The sequence below is a fragment of the Raoultibacter phocaeensis genome, from assembly GCF_901411515.1.
Lineage (GTDB): Bacteria > Actinomycetota > Coriobacteriia > Coriobacteriales > Eggerthellaceae > Raoultibacter > Raoultibacter phocaeensis.
Genome location: NZ_CABDUX010000002.1, coordinates 987040 through 1001840 on the forward strand (window position 1 = coordinate 987040; position 14801 = coordinate 1001840).

The 14801-nt window shown below is 58.5% G+C and carries 12 protein-coding genes; 11 read left to right on the forward strand and 1 reads right to left on the reverse strand.

The window, feature by feature from the left end:
• Nucleotides 1-91: 91 nt before the first annotated feature.
• The 7 genes from FJE54_RS11995 (at nucleotide 92) to hflX (ending at nucleotide 10686) form a co-directional block, all read left to right on the forward strand.
• Entirely contained in the window at nucleotides 92-439 is a 348-nt protein-coding gene (locus tag FJE54_RS11995) for a stage V sporulation protein S (RefSeq protein ID WP_439653136.1), read from the forward strand.
• A 27-nt stretch (nucleotides 440-466) separates the two neighbouring features.
• On the forward strand, nucleotides 467-1861 hold the full coding sequence (gene miaB / locus FJE54_RS12000; RefSeq protein WP_139653000.1) for a tRNA (N6-isopentenyl adenosine(37)-C2)-methylthiotransferase MiaB: 1395 nt from the start codon (nucleotides 467-469) through the stop codon (nucleotides 1859-1861).
• Nucleotides 1851-2873: a tRNA (adenosine(37)-N6)-dimethylallyltransferase MiaA gene (miaA, locus tag FJE54_RS12005; RefSeq protein WP_139653001.1), complete on the forward strand. Its 1023-nt coding sequence runs from the start codon at nucleotides 1851-1853 to the stop codon at nucleotides 2871-2873. The genes miaB and miaA overlap by 11 nt, the downstream gene beginning before the upstream one ends.
• Nucleotides 2874-2889: 16 nt before the next feature.
• The gene (dapF, locus tag FJE54_RS12010; RefSeq protein ID WP_139653002.1) at nucleotides 2890-3819 is read left to right on the forward strand and encodes a diaminopimelate epimerase; all 930 of its coding nucleotides are present in this window, start codon (nucleotides 2890-2892) and stop codon (nucleotides 3817-3819) included.
• Between the two features lie 48 nt (nucleotides 3820-3867).
• Nucleotides 3868-5025, forward strand: coding sequence for an LL-diaminopimelate aminotransferase (locus tag FJE54_RS12015; protein WP_139653003.1), 1158 nt, complete (start codon nucleotides 3868-3870; stop codon nucleotides 5023-5025).
• A gap of 317 nt (nucleotides 5026-5342) precedes the next feature.
• Nucleotides 5343-9197, forward strand: a complete 3855-nt coding sequence (locus FJE54_RS12020) for an InlB B-repeat-containing protein (protein ID WP_139653004.1) — start codon at nucleotides 5343-5345, stop codon at nucleotides 9195-9197.
• A gap of 196 nt (nucleotides 9198-9393) precedes the next feature.
• A complete protein-coding gene (gene hflX, locus FJE54_RS12025; RefSeq protein ID WP_139653005.1) occupies nucleotides 9394-10686 on the forward strand; it encodes a GTPase HflX in 1293 nt (430 codons plus the stop codon).
• 122 nt (nucleotides 10687-10808) lie between these two features.
• Here the strand turns inward: hflX and lexA are convergent, their stop codons facing one another.
• Nucleotides 10809-11453, reverse strand: a complete 645-nt coding sequence (lexA, locus tag FJE54_RS12030; RefSeq protein ID WP_139653006.1) for a transcriptional repressor LexA — start codon at nucleotides 11451-11453, stop codon at nucleotides 10809-10811.
• A gap of 115 nt (nucleotides 11454-11568) precedes the next feature.
• Between lexA and FJE54_RS12035 the strand changes: the two genes are divergently transcribed.
• The 4 genes from FJE54_RS12035 (at nucleotide 11569) to dut (ending at nucleotide 14670) form a co-directional block, all read left to right on the forward strand.
• The gene (locus FJE54_RS12035; RefSeq protein ID WP_139653007.1) at nucleotides 11569-11871 is read left to right on the forward strand and encodes a hypothetical protein; all 303 of its coding nucleotides are present in this window, start codon (nucleotides 11569-11571) and stop codon (nucleotides 11869-11871) included.
• A 312-nt stretch (nucleotides 11872-12183) separates the two neighbouring features.
• Nucleotides 12184-13695, forward strand: coding sequence for an ATP-binding cassette domain-containing protein (locus tag FJE54_RS12040; RefSeq protein ID WP_139653008.1), 1512 nt, complete (start codon nucleotides 12184-12186; stop codon nucleotides 13693-13695).
• An 82-nt stretch (nucleotides 13696-13777) separates the two neighbouring features.
• Nucleotides 13778-14224, forward strand: a complete 447-nt coding sequence (gene nrdR / locus FJE54_RS12045) for a transcriptional regulator NrdR (protein ID WP_139653009.1) — start codon at nucleotides 13778-13780, stop codon at nucleotides 14222-14224.
• A gap of 2 nt (nucleotides 14225-14226) precedes the next feature.
• Nucleotides 14227-14670, forward strand: a complete 444-nt coding sequence (gene dut, locus FJE54_RS12050) for a dUTP diphosphatase (RefSeq protein WP_180326721.1) — start codon at nucleotides 14227-14229, stop codon at nucleotides 14668-14670.
• Nucleotides 14671-14801: the final 131 nt, after the last annotated feature.

The window sequence follows — 14801 nt, forward strand, 5'->3', positions numbered from 1 at the left end:
ACGTTTGAAAAGCACATATAGCATACGATGGCATATTGACCGCACAACTGAACGCACGTGATACGAACTACAACGACCAAAGGATATGCGCGTGTCTACCTCATCCGAACACAGACCCGAAACGGGATGCCTCAAGGTATCCTCAAAATCTTCCCCGGCTTCGGTTGCCGGGGCCATCGCAGGAATGATCAAAGACGGCGTCAGCGTCGAGATCCAATCGGTCGGGGCAGGAGCTGTCAACCAGGCCGTCAAAGCCATCGCCATATCACGCGGGTTCCTTTCTCCGATCGGCATTGAGATATACTGCATCCCCGCATTTGCCGATATCGTGATCGACGGCGAATACCGCACCGCCATCCGATTCACTGTCGAGCCGCGCTACACGCGCGGTGTCCAACGTCCGGCAGAGCAGCAAGACGAATTCGATCTCGACCGATAATCAACCGCATTTCGAGGACATAAGTTTATGCAGCACACGTTTTCAGATACGACGTTTTGCATCCGCACGTTCGGATGCCAGATGAACAAGCACGATTCGGAGCGCATTGGCGGCATGCTCGAAGGGCTCGGCTCGCTTCAGGTCGACACCTACGAAGAAGCCGATATGGTCGTGTTCATGACCTGCTGCGTCCGCGAGGCTGCCGATGTGCGGCTCATGGGGCAGGTCGCTTCGCTCAAGAACCTCCCCGTGCGCAGCGCATCGAAGCTCGGCAGGAGAATCGTCGCGGTAGGCGGATGCATCGGCCAGCGCGACGGAGAGAAGCTCACTACCGCGCTTCCTCATCTCGATGTCGTATTCGGCACGCACAATCTCGGATCGCTGCCGAAGCTCATCGGAGCCGCCATGGAGTCGGGCGGTCATCATGTCGAGGTGCTCGATTCTGCAAAGGCGTTTCCCACCGACCTTCCGACTGCGCGAGAGCACGGTTGGGCGGCGTGGCTTCCCATTACCATCGGATGCAACAACTTCTGTTCCTACTGCATCGTACCCTACGTGCGCGGCAGGGAGAAATCCAGGCCGCTCGAAGACGTCGTAGCCGAGGCGCAAGCCTACGTCGATGCGGGCGTGAAGGAGATCACGCTGCTCGGGCAGAACGTGAACTCGTACGGACGCGATCTGTACGGCACCCCGCGCTTCGCCGACGTGCTCGACGCCGTGGACGATACGGGCATAGCGCGCCTGCGATTCGCGACAAGCCATCCGAAGGACCTTACCGACGAAGTGATCGAGCGCTTTGCGCGCCTGCGCTCGCTCATGCCCGCGCTTCATCTTCCCGTGCAGTCGGGTTCCGACCGGGTGCTCGAAGCCATGAACCGGCGCTATACCCGGTCGCACTACCTCGGCCTCGTCGAGAAGCTCCGTGCGACGTGTCCCGACATCGCGCTTTCGACCGACGTAATCGTCGGATTCCCCGGAGAAACCGAACGGGATTTCGAGGATACGTACCGCCTCGTCGAAGAGGTCGGCTACAACCAGGTGTTCACGTTCATCTACTCCAAGCGAGAGGGAACACCTGCGGCGAGCATGCACGACGACACTCCGCACGAAGTCGTACAGGAGCGCTTCGATCGGTTGGTGGACCTCGTGCAGGACAAGGCGTGGCAAAGCAACCAAGCTGACAAGCATACGACGGTCGAGATGCTCGTTGAAGGCGCCTCCAAACGCGACCGTACGATTCTTGCGGGGAAGAGCCCTAAGAACCAGACCGTGCACGCGAAACTGCCCGACGGCGTGAATGCCGACGATCTGGCTGGGTCGATCGTGCGGGTTGCGATCGACGAGGCACGCACCTGGTACCTTTCCGGCACGGTCATAGACGGCTTGTCGGCGGCGCGAACGCAGCAAACCGATGCCCGGTAGCGAAAACGCTCAGGGTCGGCGCGCGCAGTCTTCTGAAAGCCGTACGGTTTTAGGTGGCTCAGGGAAAACGGCTGCTTCGCCTGTCATCTGCATCGTCGGTCCGACGGCGTCGGGCAAAAGCGATCTGGCGCAAGCGGTTGCGCGCAAGATCGACGGGGAGGTCGTGAGTGCCGATTCCATGCAGGTTTACCGCGGTATGGACATCGGAACGGGCAAGGTCATACCCGAAGACAGATTGGTTGCGCACCACGGGCTCGATCTGATCGATCCCGGGAAGCCGTACTCTGCCGCGCTGTTCCAAGCCTACGCGCGCTCCTGCTTCGACGATATCGCCGCACGCGGCAAGCGCGCCGTTCTCGCAGGCGGCACGGGATTGTACGTGCGCGCCGCCATCGATGACATGACCTTTCCGAAAGGCGAGCAGACGGACAACCCTGTGCGCGAGCACTACACGCGCTTCGCCGAAGAGCACGGCGCCCAGGCGCTTTGGGATGAGCTTCACCGCATCGATCCGACAAGTGCCGAACTCATCCATCCGAACAACGTTCGGCGCGTTGTGCGCGCGTTCGAGATGCTTTCCGAGGATAGCTCCTACGCGGCGCAGCACGAGCGTCTCCAACGGCTTCCGCAGGCCGTTCCGGCCGTGTTCTTCGGACTCGAAGTCGATCCTGCGGTTCTCGCAGCCCGTATCGAGCGCCGTGTGGACGCCATGATCGAAGCGGGACTTGTCGACGAGGTAAAATCTCTGTTACATCAAGGATTCAGAAGGGGATTAACCGCTCCCCAGGCGATAGGATACAAGGAGATCGTCTGGGCGCTCGACGGAACCGTAAGCCTCGAGGAGGCGGTCGAGCAGATAAAGACAGCGACGAGGCGCTATGCGAAGCGACAGCGTACGTGGTTTCGGAAAGACGCGAGAATACGGTGGCTGAACGCCGATGAAGGCGCTACGGCTTCGCTCGCAGACCAGGTGCTTGCTTTCGCATTAGGAGCTGCCGCCGAACAGAGATGAGGAGCGCAGGGTATCCATGGAACTCGATTTTGCGAAGCTGCACGGCGCGGGAAACGATTTCATCGTCATTGACGATTTTTCACGCGAAATCGAGTTGACGGCGCAGCAGATCGCGTGGCTCTGCGATCGACGCTTTGGAATCGGCGCAGACGGCATCATCCTCGTTCGCCCTTCCGATACACCCGAATGTGCCGCGTACATGCACTATATCAACGCCGACGGATCCTTGGCGGAAATGTGCGGAAACGGCGTGCGCTGTTTTGCGAAATACTTGGTCGACCGCCGCTTCGTTGAAACCAAAGATCGCTTTTTGGCGGCGGATACGAAAGCGGGCGTTCGCTCGATCACCTATTCAGTCGATGAGGCGGGTGCACTCGTCTCGGCTACGGTCGACATGGGCACGCCCGCCCTCGCCCCCGAAACGGTGCCGACGACGCTTCGAGCGAACGCTGAATCGCCCTGGGGCGAGCCGTGCGTGCTCGATGCCGTTGTTGAATCGCCCTGGGGGCCGTTTGCGTTCACGTGCGTATCGATGGGAAACCCTCATGCAGTCTGTTTCCTCGACGATATGAACTCGCTGCCCGACGGGCTGTTCGCCGATTTTACGGATAAAACGCTTGCGACGTTCGATCTTGACCGCATCGGCGCCTATTTCGAGCATCATCCGGCGTTTCCCGAAAAAACGAACGTCGAATTCGCCGTGGCAAGCGAAAAGGGAATCGCCATGCGGGTGTACGAGCGCGGATGCAGCGAAACCCTCGCTTGCGGAACAGGGGCCTGCGCTACAGGCGTTGCGGCATGCCTTTCGGGAAGGGCACCGAGAACCAACGAGGTGCTTTTGCCCGGCGGCGTGCTGGCGATTGACTGGAAGGATGACGGTCGCGTGTTCATGACGGGACCGTCAGAGGAGAGCTTTTCGGGCACCGTACGGATACCCGACTTGTAGGATAGACGCGAATCATTCGGCAGTGCGCCGAAACGAAAGGAGCCGAATGTGAGAACCGCAGCATGCCTGAACCGTATAGCCCCCTACCTTTTCGCTCAGATCGATGCAAAACGCGATGCGCTCGTCGAGCAGGGCGTCGACGTGATCTCGCTCGGCATAGGCGATCCCGATATGCCCACGCCCGACCATATCGTCGAAGCCATGAGGGAGGCGGTGCGAAAGTCTGAGAACCACCAGTACCCCGATTACGCAGGATCGCTTGCGTACCGCACGGCTTGCGCGCAGTGGATGGAAAGCCGCTTCGGCGTTACGCTCGACCCGAAGACCGAGGTGCTTGCACTCATCGGAAGCAAAGAGGGCATCTTCCATCTCCATACCGCTTTCGTCGATCCGGGCGACTACGTATTGGCTCCTTCGATCGGCTATCCGGTTTACTCGGGCGGAGCGACGCTTATGAACGCTCAGACGTACTACATGCCCATGCGCGAAGAGAGCGGATTTCTCGCCGATTTCGAACACGTGCCCGATGAGGTGCTTTCCAAAGCTAAGATCATGTTCATCGGCTATCCCAACAACCCGACCGGGGCCGTGGCCACCGACGAGTATTTCGATCGCGCCATCGCATTTTGTTTAAAGCACGATCTTCTGCTTGCCCATGACAATGCGTACAGCGAGATCGGCTTCGATGGATACCGCGCGCCCTCCATCCTTGAGCGGCCGCATGCCATGGAGTGCTGCATCGAGTTTTTCAGCCTCTCGAAGGCTTACAACATGACCGGATGGCGCATCGGGTTCGCAGCGGGAAACGCCAAGGCCGTATCGGCGCTCGGTACCGTGAAGAACAACCTCGACTCGGGGCAGTTCACGGCCGTTCAGGATGCCGCTATTCAAGCTTTGAGCGGATCGCAGCAATGTATCGACGACATGCGCGCGATCTACGAGCGCCGTCGCGATCTCGTGGTCGATGCGCTGTGCGCCATCGGTGTCGAGTGCAAGAAGCCGAAAGCTACGATCTACGTGTGGGCGAAGGTGCCCGAAGGATACACGTCGGAGTCGTTTGCAACCAAGGTGCTTGAGGAAGCGCACGTCATCGTCACGCCGGGCAGCGGCTACGGGCCGGATGGCGAAGGGTACATACGCATTTCGCTCACGACGCCCGACGAGCGGCTGCTAGAAGCTGCGAAGCGCATCAAAGAGATCGGCTAGCGAAAGCCTTCGGGCATGTGAACAGGCGCGTTTCGGCACTTTGCGTTACTCGATTCGCGGGCGGTCCTGAAGGCTTCGTATATTCTTGAGAACGGACGGGCTGGCAACGCATGTCGATAGAGGCGCAAGCACACCTGTTCTTAATTGTATCTCCATAAGTATCAAATTACCCTTTAATACGGTATCAAGGTATGCAATAATCGTTATGGAAGTGATTACTTAGTTACATAACGCGATAAACGATACGAGTTGAAAGGCAAGCGTGTCGGCGTGGTAGAAGCGCAGCGCGCTGGTGCTCTTGAATCGAAGGGACGTATATGGAAAGCTTGAAGAAGAGGCGAGGGGCGGCGTGCGTGTTCCTCTCGGTTGTTTTGGCGGCGATGATCGCCGTCCCCTCAGGCGCGCTCGCCGAGCCGGCGAATGCGCAAAAGGGCGCACTGCCCGAATCGACGGCGTTCGAAAGGGCGTCCTCGGCCGTTCTATCAGCGGATGAGAGCGCTGCCGTAGCGGCGGATGATGTACAGGGCAGCGCTTTTGCGCAGCGGGAAGAATCGAATGTGCGCGACGAATCCGAACAGGCCGGTTCTGAAAACCCAACCGCATCCGAAGGCGCTTCCGACCTTCACGAGCTCGGTGAGAAGCAAGCCTCAAGCGGAGAGAAGGAATCCTCGAGCGACCAGGAGGAATCCTCGAGCGACCAGGAGGAAGCCTCGAGCGACCAGGAGGAAGTATCTTCAGCCTCGCCTTTGGAAGACGAGGCGAGCGAGCTTGCGCTTCTGGAGGACGAAGACGCATACGAAGTCACCGACCAGGCAAGCCTCCAGAGCGCCCTCAACGATATCGCCGAGGGCACGAAACCGAATCGTCCGATCAAGATAGCGTCCTCTTTCGAACTCGCAGGACCGATCGCCGTCCCGGAGCTTTCCGTGGACTATCTGAGCATCGTTGCCGATGCTCCTGTTGTCTTGACCGCCTTTTCCGGCGCGCGCCATATGCAGGTCGAGCAGCAGGGAGATGAGAAAGCGATATTCTTCAAAAACATCGTACTCGACGGAAACGGCACAGGCGGAGGCATCGAGTTCGCGCAGGGAACGGCTGCGTTTTACCTCAACACGGCCCCCGAGGGCGTCACTGCGCCGAGCGTCGGCAGCTTCGACCTCACGGTGAGGTCGTGCGCCTCGACCGACGGAGCCGCCTTGTACGCAACGGATACCGTGTTGCATGTGAGCAATGCGACGTTTGCTTCGAACACGGCGGCCAATCGGGGCGGAGCGATCTTCCTCGATTCCGAAGCAGGAATTCACCTCGAAGCCTCGGTATTGGCAAACAATGCCGCACTCGACGGCGGCTCGCTGTACGCGGTGGGAACCGGGCAGCCTGCTCTCGAAGTGCTCGATTCGCTCTTGAGCGGCAACACGGCAAGCAAGGAGGGCGGCGCGGTGTATACGGAACGCGATCTCGACCTTTCGTCATCGACGCTCAGTGGCAACACGGCTCACGGAAACGGCGGGGCGGGTGCGCTCGTTTCCGACAATCCGTCCGTAGAGGCCGCGCTCTCCCTTGCACATACAAGCATGCTCGAAAACAAGGCCACAGCTACAAACGGACAGGGCAACGGCGGGGGAATCTACGGCAGTGCCTGGGAGACGCTCGTGCGCATCGACGATTCCGATACAGGCTCCCGCGAAAGCGAACTACGGAACAACACGGCTCAGGCTTCAGGCGGCGGTATGTACATCGGAGGCATGGGCGAGCCGAGCACGGTACGACTTGAAATGGTGACGGGCTCGGTGAGCGACAACACTGCCGAAGAAGGTAGGGGCGGCGGTATATGCCTTGACGGGGAAGCCGCCGTACTCACGCTTGGCGAATCGTACGCCCCTGCGATCCCTGCGCTTACGCCGCGCGTTCTTTCCAACCATTCGCATGGCAACGGAGGTGGAATTTCATTAGATGCTTCGCAGGAAATCAGCCTGTACAGCTTCTATGCGACGATCGAAGACAATACGAGCGACGCGAGCGGGGGAGGCATCTCATTCGAGCAGGCAACGCTGGTTACCGCGGTGTTCAACGCCACATCGGTTGACGAAAACCGCGCCGAGGGCGATGGCGGCGGCATCGCAATGAATACGTTTGCGAACCACCTCATTTTCGAGGCCGTACACGACGGATACGGCGAACTCGTGGCAGCCACGTCGGTTTCTCGCAACGTATCGGGCGGCAACGGTGGAGGCCTTTATTCGAAGAACCTTACAGGCGACGCTTACAAGATGATCACCCTGCAGATGACCGGAGCCATCGTGGACGGCAATACGGCCCAAGGCAGCGGCGGCGGAATATACGGTGACGCTGCTGAAAGCGCCAACGTACAGGCGGGTTCGGGGGGAAACGGATCGAAGATGAGTATCTCGGGCAACACGGCTCACGCATCCGGCGGAGGTGTCTACCTTGCGTCCGACGAATCGGTATCGTTCCACGGACACGGAACGACCGTCAACGACAACACTGCAGGAACGGATGGCTCGCGAGGTGACGGGGGAGGCATCTACGTCGCCTCAAGCGAGGGGTACGCGACTTTCGGGTTCAACGAATCCGGCAACCAGCAGGCCAATTCGCTTACGGGCAACCACGCTTACGGGAGAGGCGGGGGGGCGTACGCCGTTTCGGGACAGCAGTCGTATGCGCAGGTCGAGGGGCTTGACATCGAAAACAATACAGCCGAAGAAAGCGGCGGCGGCATCTTCATGGAAGCCGCGTACACTATTCTGACCATGAGCGGCGGCTGGGATCCCGAGACGGGCGATTCGCGCCGCAAGAGCCTTTCCGGCAATGTTGCGCGCACCGGATCGGGTGGCGGCGCTTTTCTGAGGGGCTCCCACGTGGAAAACCATATCGATAGGACGAATGCGCAGGATAACGTTTCGTACGAGGACGGAGGTGCTTTGTACGTATACGCCGATGATACTCGCGAAGATCAGGATACAACGCTCGACATGAGCCTGTCCGAATCCACGTTTACCGGAAACGAAGCCGGAGAATCGGGGGGAGCGGTGTACGCTGTCGAAGCCAGCGGAAACGGGGACTTCTGGTCGTCGCTCGCGGCAACGAGCGTGCAGTTCGATGCAAATGCTGCTCTTGCCGGATCGGGCGGTGCCGTGTACCTTGGTCCAAACCTGAGCAACCTCTCGCTGTATAACGGCGGGTCGGGCTCTGACCCCATCGAGTTTACCGGCAATACCGCCGCCCGCGACGGAGGTGCGCTCTTTGTTGCAGACGGCTGGCAGACAGGATACGTGCAACAGGTCCTCTTCGGCGGCAATACAGCGGGCCAAGACGGCGGCGCGGTAAGGCTCGGAACCATGGGCGATCATCAGAACGCCACCGAGATGTTCGTTTCGACCTCGAGTTTTACGGGAAATACCGCAGGTTCTTCGGGCGGCGGCATATGGACGCCGTACGAAAACCTTGCCAACCTGGTCGTCGATACCGAGGGCCAAATCGGAGAAACCACCGTATTTTCAGGGAATACGGCTTCGCGCGAGCTCGAATCGGTGCTGCTCGGTAACGCTGAAGACATTGCGCTGCATGACGAGAAAATACATACGCACAGCTTCTCCGAACGTCCCGATAGCTATTATGCCTCGGCTCCGGCGAGCCGCTCTGTAAACCCCTTCGAATACGGATACAACAACTTCGATATCAGCTACCGCAACGCCGCCATGGTGCTCTACGACGGAAACGGAGCGACGGGCGGTGCGGTGCCTGTGGACAACCGCAAGTACCTGCCAGGCGAACAGGCGGAAGTGAAAACCGATCACACCCTCGCGCGAGAAGGCTATACGTTCGAAGGCTGGGCTTTGGAGCCTGACGGAAACGTTGCGGTCGCTTCGCCGATCACCATGGAAGACGCCGACGTGGTGCTGTACGCGATCTGGTCGAAGCTTCCCGATCCGCCCGGTCCTGTTGACCCTGGCGAGCCCGTTGATCCGGGGACATCCGGCGACCCCGGTTCCTCCAACACTTCGCTGAACCAGGGAAAACATGCGTCCGCATTGGCCAAAATGGGCGATGAGGCGGTTGTCGGCATAGCGTTGCTTGCGGCTATGGGGATTTTGACGGCGATCGCAGCCGCCTTGTCCGTGCGCAAGATGCGGCGCAATCCGAAAGCATAGGGTGAAACGCTCTGATGCATTGGCTTTCGTAACGGAATGAAAACACGCCTGTTGCCCGATGGGCGGCAGGCGTGCTAGTATCTAAGACTATTGTTTATTCGGGAAAGGATGGAGCACGTACATGGCCACAATAAGGTTGCGGTAAAAGCTCTTACTCGCATACACCCATCCGAACCTTTTGAAAGGCCATACTGCCATGACCCAATCCAAGCATTTCACCATTGAAGAAGTACGCGAGCGCGCTGTGCTCGTCGGCATAGACCGCGGCGATACGACATGGCCCGTCTCCGAAAGCCTTGCCGAACTCGGCAGACTGGCGAACACTGCCGGTGCAGACGTGGTTGCCTCCACTTCGCAGAAGCTCGACGCCCCGAACCCCCGCACGTTTATCGGTTCGGGCAAGGCGGAAGAAGTCGCCGACATGTGCCGTGCCCACAGCGCCGATGTTGTCATATTCGACGACGAACTCACACCGTCTCAGCAATCGAATCTCGAAAAAATCGTACCGCGCGATGTGAAAGTCATCGACCGCACGGCGCTCATCCTCGATATATTCGCGCTCCACGCAACCACGAAGGAAGGGCGTCTGCAGGTAAGGCTCGCGCAAAACCAGTATCTGCTCCCTCGGTTACGCGGCATGTGGGCGCATCTCGCTTCGAACCGCATGGGCGGCGGTGTCGGCTCGAGGTTCGGCGAGGGCGAAAGCCAGCTCGAAGTCGACCGCAGGATGGTGCGCAAGCGCATAACCTCCATCAAACGCGAACTCAAGCAACTCGCCGATGTGCGAGCGCTTCAGCGGGAGAGCCGCTACAAAAGCGGTATGTTCAAAGTATCGCTTGCCGGATACACCAACGCAGGCAAATCGAGTCTGCTCAACACGCTCACCGATGCCGACGTCCTCAGCTACGACAAGCTGTTTGCGACGCTCGATTCGACGACGAGGAAATTCGTGCTTCCCGAGGGACGGGAAATTACGCTCACCGACACGGTCGGCTTTATTCAGAAACTTCCCCATACGCTTGTGGAAGCTTTCAAATCGACGCTCGACGAGATTACGGGAGCAGATCTCGTCCTTCATGTGATCGACGCCTCTTCACCCGAGAGAGAGGCCCAGATCCGCTCGGTCGAAGAGGTGCTCGGGCAAATCGGGGCGCAGGATATCAGGCGCGTCGAAGTGTTCAATAAGATCGATTTGCTGGATTGCGACGAGCGAGATGCGCTTGCAAAGCGCCACCCCGACGCCGTAGCCGTGTCGGCGCTGACGGGAGACGGCATCGACGAGTTGGTGCAACGCGTAAGCTCGATCGCTTCGGCCCGCGACGAGCTGCTGAGGGTGCTTGTGCCGTACGGGCGGGGCGACCTCGTATCGATTGCGCATGAGCGCGCTTCGATCGTACGCGAAGAACATGACGAGGATGGTACGCGTATAGACATGCTGATAGCCCCCGCCTACACATCGATGTTCAGCGAGTTTCTTGTAACCGAGTAAGGCTCGACCCGATCGGCCGTCATACGAAAACGCCCCGACCGCAAACGATCCGCAGCGCGGTTCGATAAGCGGTCGGGGCGTACCGGCTCCCTCGTGAAACGCTAAACGGTACCGTAGTCGTTTTAAAGGCGCCTGAAAACAGCTACTACCTTGCCCGCGATAGAGCAATCGGTTGTGATGATGGGATCCATCGAAGAGTTTTCGGGCTGCAGACGGATGTGGTCGGACTCCTTGTAAAAGCGCTTTACCGTTGCGCCATCGTCCATGATGGCTACGACGATGTCACCGTTGTTGGCGGTAGGCTGTTCTTTAACCACTACGTAATCACCGCTGTTGATACCCGCTTCGATCATGGAGTCGCCGCGAACCGAAAGCAGGAACGCAGCCGCATCGCCCACGATATCGGTAGGAAGCGTGATGGTATCGGTGATGTTCTCTTCCGCGAGAATGGGAACACCTGCTGCGACGTCGCCCACAAGGGGAAGGTTGACGAGGTTGCCGAAATTCGGCTGCGACACTTCGGCCGAGCCGGGAAACTCGTGATCTTCGAGCTGGTAGGTGAGGGCAATTGAACGGGATTTGAGAGGATCACGCTTGATGAGCCCCTTGTCCTCAAGTGCCTTGAGATGCACGTGGACCGTGGAGGGGGAGGAAAGGCCAAGGCTCTGGCATACTTCGCGCACGGTGGGGCCGTACCCCTTCTCGCGGATGCAGCTCTCGATGCAGTCGAGGACCGCTTGCTGACGTTTCGTGACTTTTTCTGCCATAAGGCTTCCTTTCAAAAATTCGAACAAATGTTTGAGAAATAACTTGACATGAACCTTTGTTCGCCATATAGTATACACGAACAAAGGTTCTATGCAAGAGCAAGGAGGCAGTTTTATGAATAATTTCGAGGCGCGCTACTCCGTGGTGGGAACGTCCGCTTTGAAGGCCGATGTCTCCGGAATGCATGATCGTGCGGCGATTATCGAGTTTCCGATGCGCGAAGCATCGCACGGCTCGCATGCTGCAACCCAGGTGCATCGCTTCAGCCAGAAGCTGCACGACTCCGAGTTCGCTACCGAGGTTCGTACGGGAACCGTGCAAGGGAAAGCCTTCGGGCGCATAGCGCCGTGGCAATCGGTCTCCGCGGGTCTCGCTCTTGCCGTAGCTGCTTTCGCAACCATCTTCTTCGGCGTCTGAACGTTCGCCTATCCGGTCTTCCGCAGATGCTGCGTTCTGCGAGAAGCTGCGTGAGCGCCCTGGGAAACCGGGGCGCATTCTTTTTGCACGGAGAACAGGAATATGCTACACTTCCTTCGTTGAAACGCCACCGGGCGTTCTTACCGTATACGAGGAGAAAAGACATGCGCAAATAACGATTGCCTTCGGGCACCCATGCAACAAGCCGTATTCCTTTGTCGCAACCGGGTGTGCAATCGTTTTCTAGCATCGTTCCTCAGCTTCCTTTGCATAAACCCATTCGTTGCGCCTCTGATTTCAATGGAGGTCGCCATGTATCTGCACCTAACCGATGTGAGCTACGCTTACGAAGATTCGCCAACTTATGCCCTCGAAACCGTGACGGCAACGTTCAGCGAAGGCTGGACCGGCATCGTCGGCAATAACGGGTCCGGAAAGAGCACGCTGCTGAAGCTGTTGTGTGGAATCGAGCAGCCCTCAGCAGGGGCCATCAGGCCTGCACCGGCGGGTGTATACTGCGCTCAATCGACCGAGCATGTACCCGAGAACCTGTTCGACTTCGCAGTCGATTATACCCCGTATGCCGTTCGCCTGCGCTCGATGCTCGAGCTCGAAGACGAATGGCTCTGGCGCTACGACACGCTTTCCCATGGCGAGCGGAAGCGCGTCCAGATCGCTTGTGCGCTTTCGCTCGAACCGACGGTGCTCGCGGTAGACGAGCCGACCAACCACCTCGACGCCCGAACGAGAGATGTCCTTCTCAAGGCACTCGCCTCGTACAAGGGCATCGGCCTGCTTGTTTCCCATGACCGGATTCTGCTCGATGCGCTCGTCGGGCAGTGCTTGTTTCTCGACGCCGGGCATGCCGTATTGGTGCCCGGCACCTACACCGAAGCGAAGGCGAGCGTGGACATTAGGCTGCGAACCGCGCAAGCCGAGCGAAAACATGCACGCGAGCAGCTTTCGAAAGCCCAGGCCGAATCCGCGCGAAGAAAAGCCGTGGCAAGCAGAAGCGCGGCGCGGCGATCGGGCAAGAACCTGGACAAGCACGATAACGACGGACGCGCAAAGCTCCGATTGGCAGTTGTCTCGGGACAGGATGGAAAAACCGGCCTGCTCTCTGCCCAAATGGATAAGAAACTCGAAGCAGCTCGAAACCGCCTTGATAAAGCGCAGGTCAAGAAGGTATACGACAAGCCCCTTTCCATCAACGCCGAGCCTTCAAGACGACGCACGGTAGCGCATCTCGACAAAGGCAGCATCTCCTTGGGCGATGGACGCTGCCTTCGCCATCCCGAAGTATACGTGGGTCCGACCGATCGGATTGGCCTTCGCGGTCGCAACGGTACGGGTAAAAGCACGTTTCTCAAAGTCCTGCTCGATGCATCGGCTGAGGGGGTATCGCATCTCGCTTATATTCCCCAAGAAGTAAGTTCCGAAGAGGGAAGGGCAGTGCTCGATGCGCTCAAGGATATGGGTCCCGCTGCAACGGGCGAGGTCCTTTCCCTTGTCGCACGACTCAACTCTCCCCCTGAGCGCATCCTGTCGGGCGATGAGCTCAGTCCCGGCGAACTTCGCAAGGTTATGCTTGCAATGGGGCTGCTCGAGCGCACTCATCTCGTCGTCATGGACGAACCGACCAACCATCTCGATCTTCCCTCGATCGAGGCCTTGCAGGATGTTCTCGCACAATGCCCTTGCGCGCTCATCCTCGTTTCCCACGACGAGCGGTTTCTTGCGGCGCTCACCGATACAGCGTGGACGTTCGTAGAGGCCGATTCGCACACAAAGCAGCGAGGTGACTCTCATCTTGTGATTTCGTAACGAATCGGTGCAGAGTTTCGTGTACCGTTGTACCACTATATGTAGTATGGTACAGTGAACAAAATACCAACAAAGGAGTGAGATGCGCTGTCCTTCATGTGGTTATGCAGAATCGAAAGTCGTTGACTCGCGTCCTTCGGAAGATGGTGCCTCCATCCGCAGAAGAAGGGAATGCCTCGACTGCGGTCGCCGCTTTACAACGTACGAGCGTCTCGGCGACAACCCCCTTGTCATAGTTAAATCAGATGGTTCATCGGAAGCGTACAACCGCGAAAAACTGTTTCGCGGCATCCTGATCGCGTGCGCGAAGCGCCCTGTATCTTCCGAACAGATCGCAAGTCTGATCGACGGTATCGAAACCGAACTTCGCCAGGATATGAAAACCGAAATAAAATCGAAAGACCTCGGCAACATGGTTATGGCTCGGCTTCGCCAGCTCGACGATGTCGCATATGTGCGTTTTGCAAGCGTTTACAAGGACTTTCAGAACATCGAGGAATTCGCCACGGCACTTGAGGGGAACGACTGATCGTGGAAGCCATTGAAGTGCCGATACGGCTTCTCGACCACGGACTCGAGGCTCCCGCGTACGCCTATCCGGGCGATGCGGGACTCGATCTTCGTTCGTCGATCGACATCGATCTCGAACCTTTCGAGCGCGCGCTCGTTCCTACCGGCATCGCGGCGGCTATCCCTCATGGGTATGCGGGATTCGTGCTTCCCCGAAGCGGTGCGGCTATCAAGCAAGGCCTTTCTTTGGTGAACGCTCCGGGCTTGATCGACAGCAACTACCGCGGAGAGATACAAGCGATCGTCATCAATCTCGATCCCCGAAAGACGCTTTCCATACAAAGAGGCGATCGGATCGCACAGATGGTGATCACGAAAACACCCGTCATATCGATTGCATTGACCGATGAGCTGGAAGATTCGGTGCGCGGGGCAGGCGGGTTCGGAAGCAGCGGAAACACATGAGCGCGGTGCCCGAGCGGCACCCGATACAGCGGGATAAGCGGGCCAAACGCAGTTCAACTGCACGACAACCCCGCTTTCTCGATACTGGTAGTTTATAAACCACATACGCAGCCGCTACCAAGGAAAGGCCC

What these genes read in the sequence shown, in the direction of transcription:
- miaB (WP_139653000.1), top strand. Translation starts at nt 467, where the DNA reads ATGCAGCACACGTTTTCAGATACGACGTTTTGCATCCGCACGTTCGGA.
- miaA (WP_139653001.1), top strand. Translation starts at nt 1,851, where the DNA reads ATGCCCGGTAGCGAAAACGCTCAGGGTCGGCGCGCGCAGTCTTCTGAA.
- dapF (WP_139653002.1), top strand. Translation starts at nt 2,890, where the DNA reads ATGGAACTCGATTTTGCGAAGCTGCACGGCGCGGGAAACGATTTCATC.
- FJE54_RS12020 (WP_139653004.1), top strand. Translation starts at nt 5,343, where the DNA reads ATGGAAAGCTTGAAGAAGAGGCGAGGGGCGGCGTGCGTGTTCCTCTCG.
- hflX (WP_139653005.1), top strand. Translation starts at nt 9,394, where the DNA reads ATGACCCAATCCAAGCATTTCACCATTGAAGAAGTACGCGAGCGCGCT.
- lexA (WP_139653006.1), bottom strand. Translation starts at nt 11,453, where the DNA reads ATGGCAGAAAAAGTCACGAAACGTCAGCAAGCGGTCCTCGACTGCATC.
- FJE54_RS12035 (WP_139653007.1), top strand. Translation starts at nt 11,569, where the DNA reads ATGAATAATTTCGAGGCGCGCTACTCCGTGGTGGGAACGTCCGCTTTG.
- FJE54_RS12040 (WP_139653008.1), top strand. Translation starts at nt 12,184, where the DNA reads ATGTATCTGCACCTAACCGATGTGAGCTACGCTTACGAAGATTCGCCA.
- nrdR (WP_139653009.1), top strand. Translation starts at nt 13,778, where the DNA reads ATGCGCTGTCCTTCATGTGGTTATGCAGAATCGAAAGTCGTTGACTCG.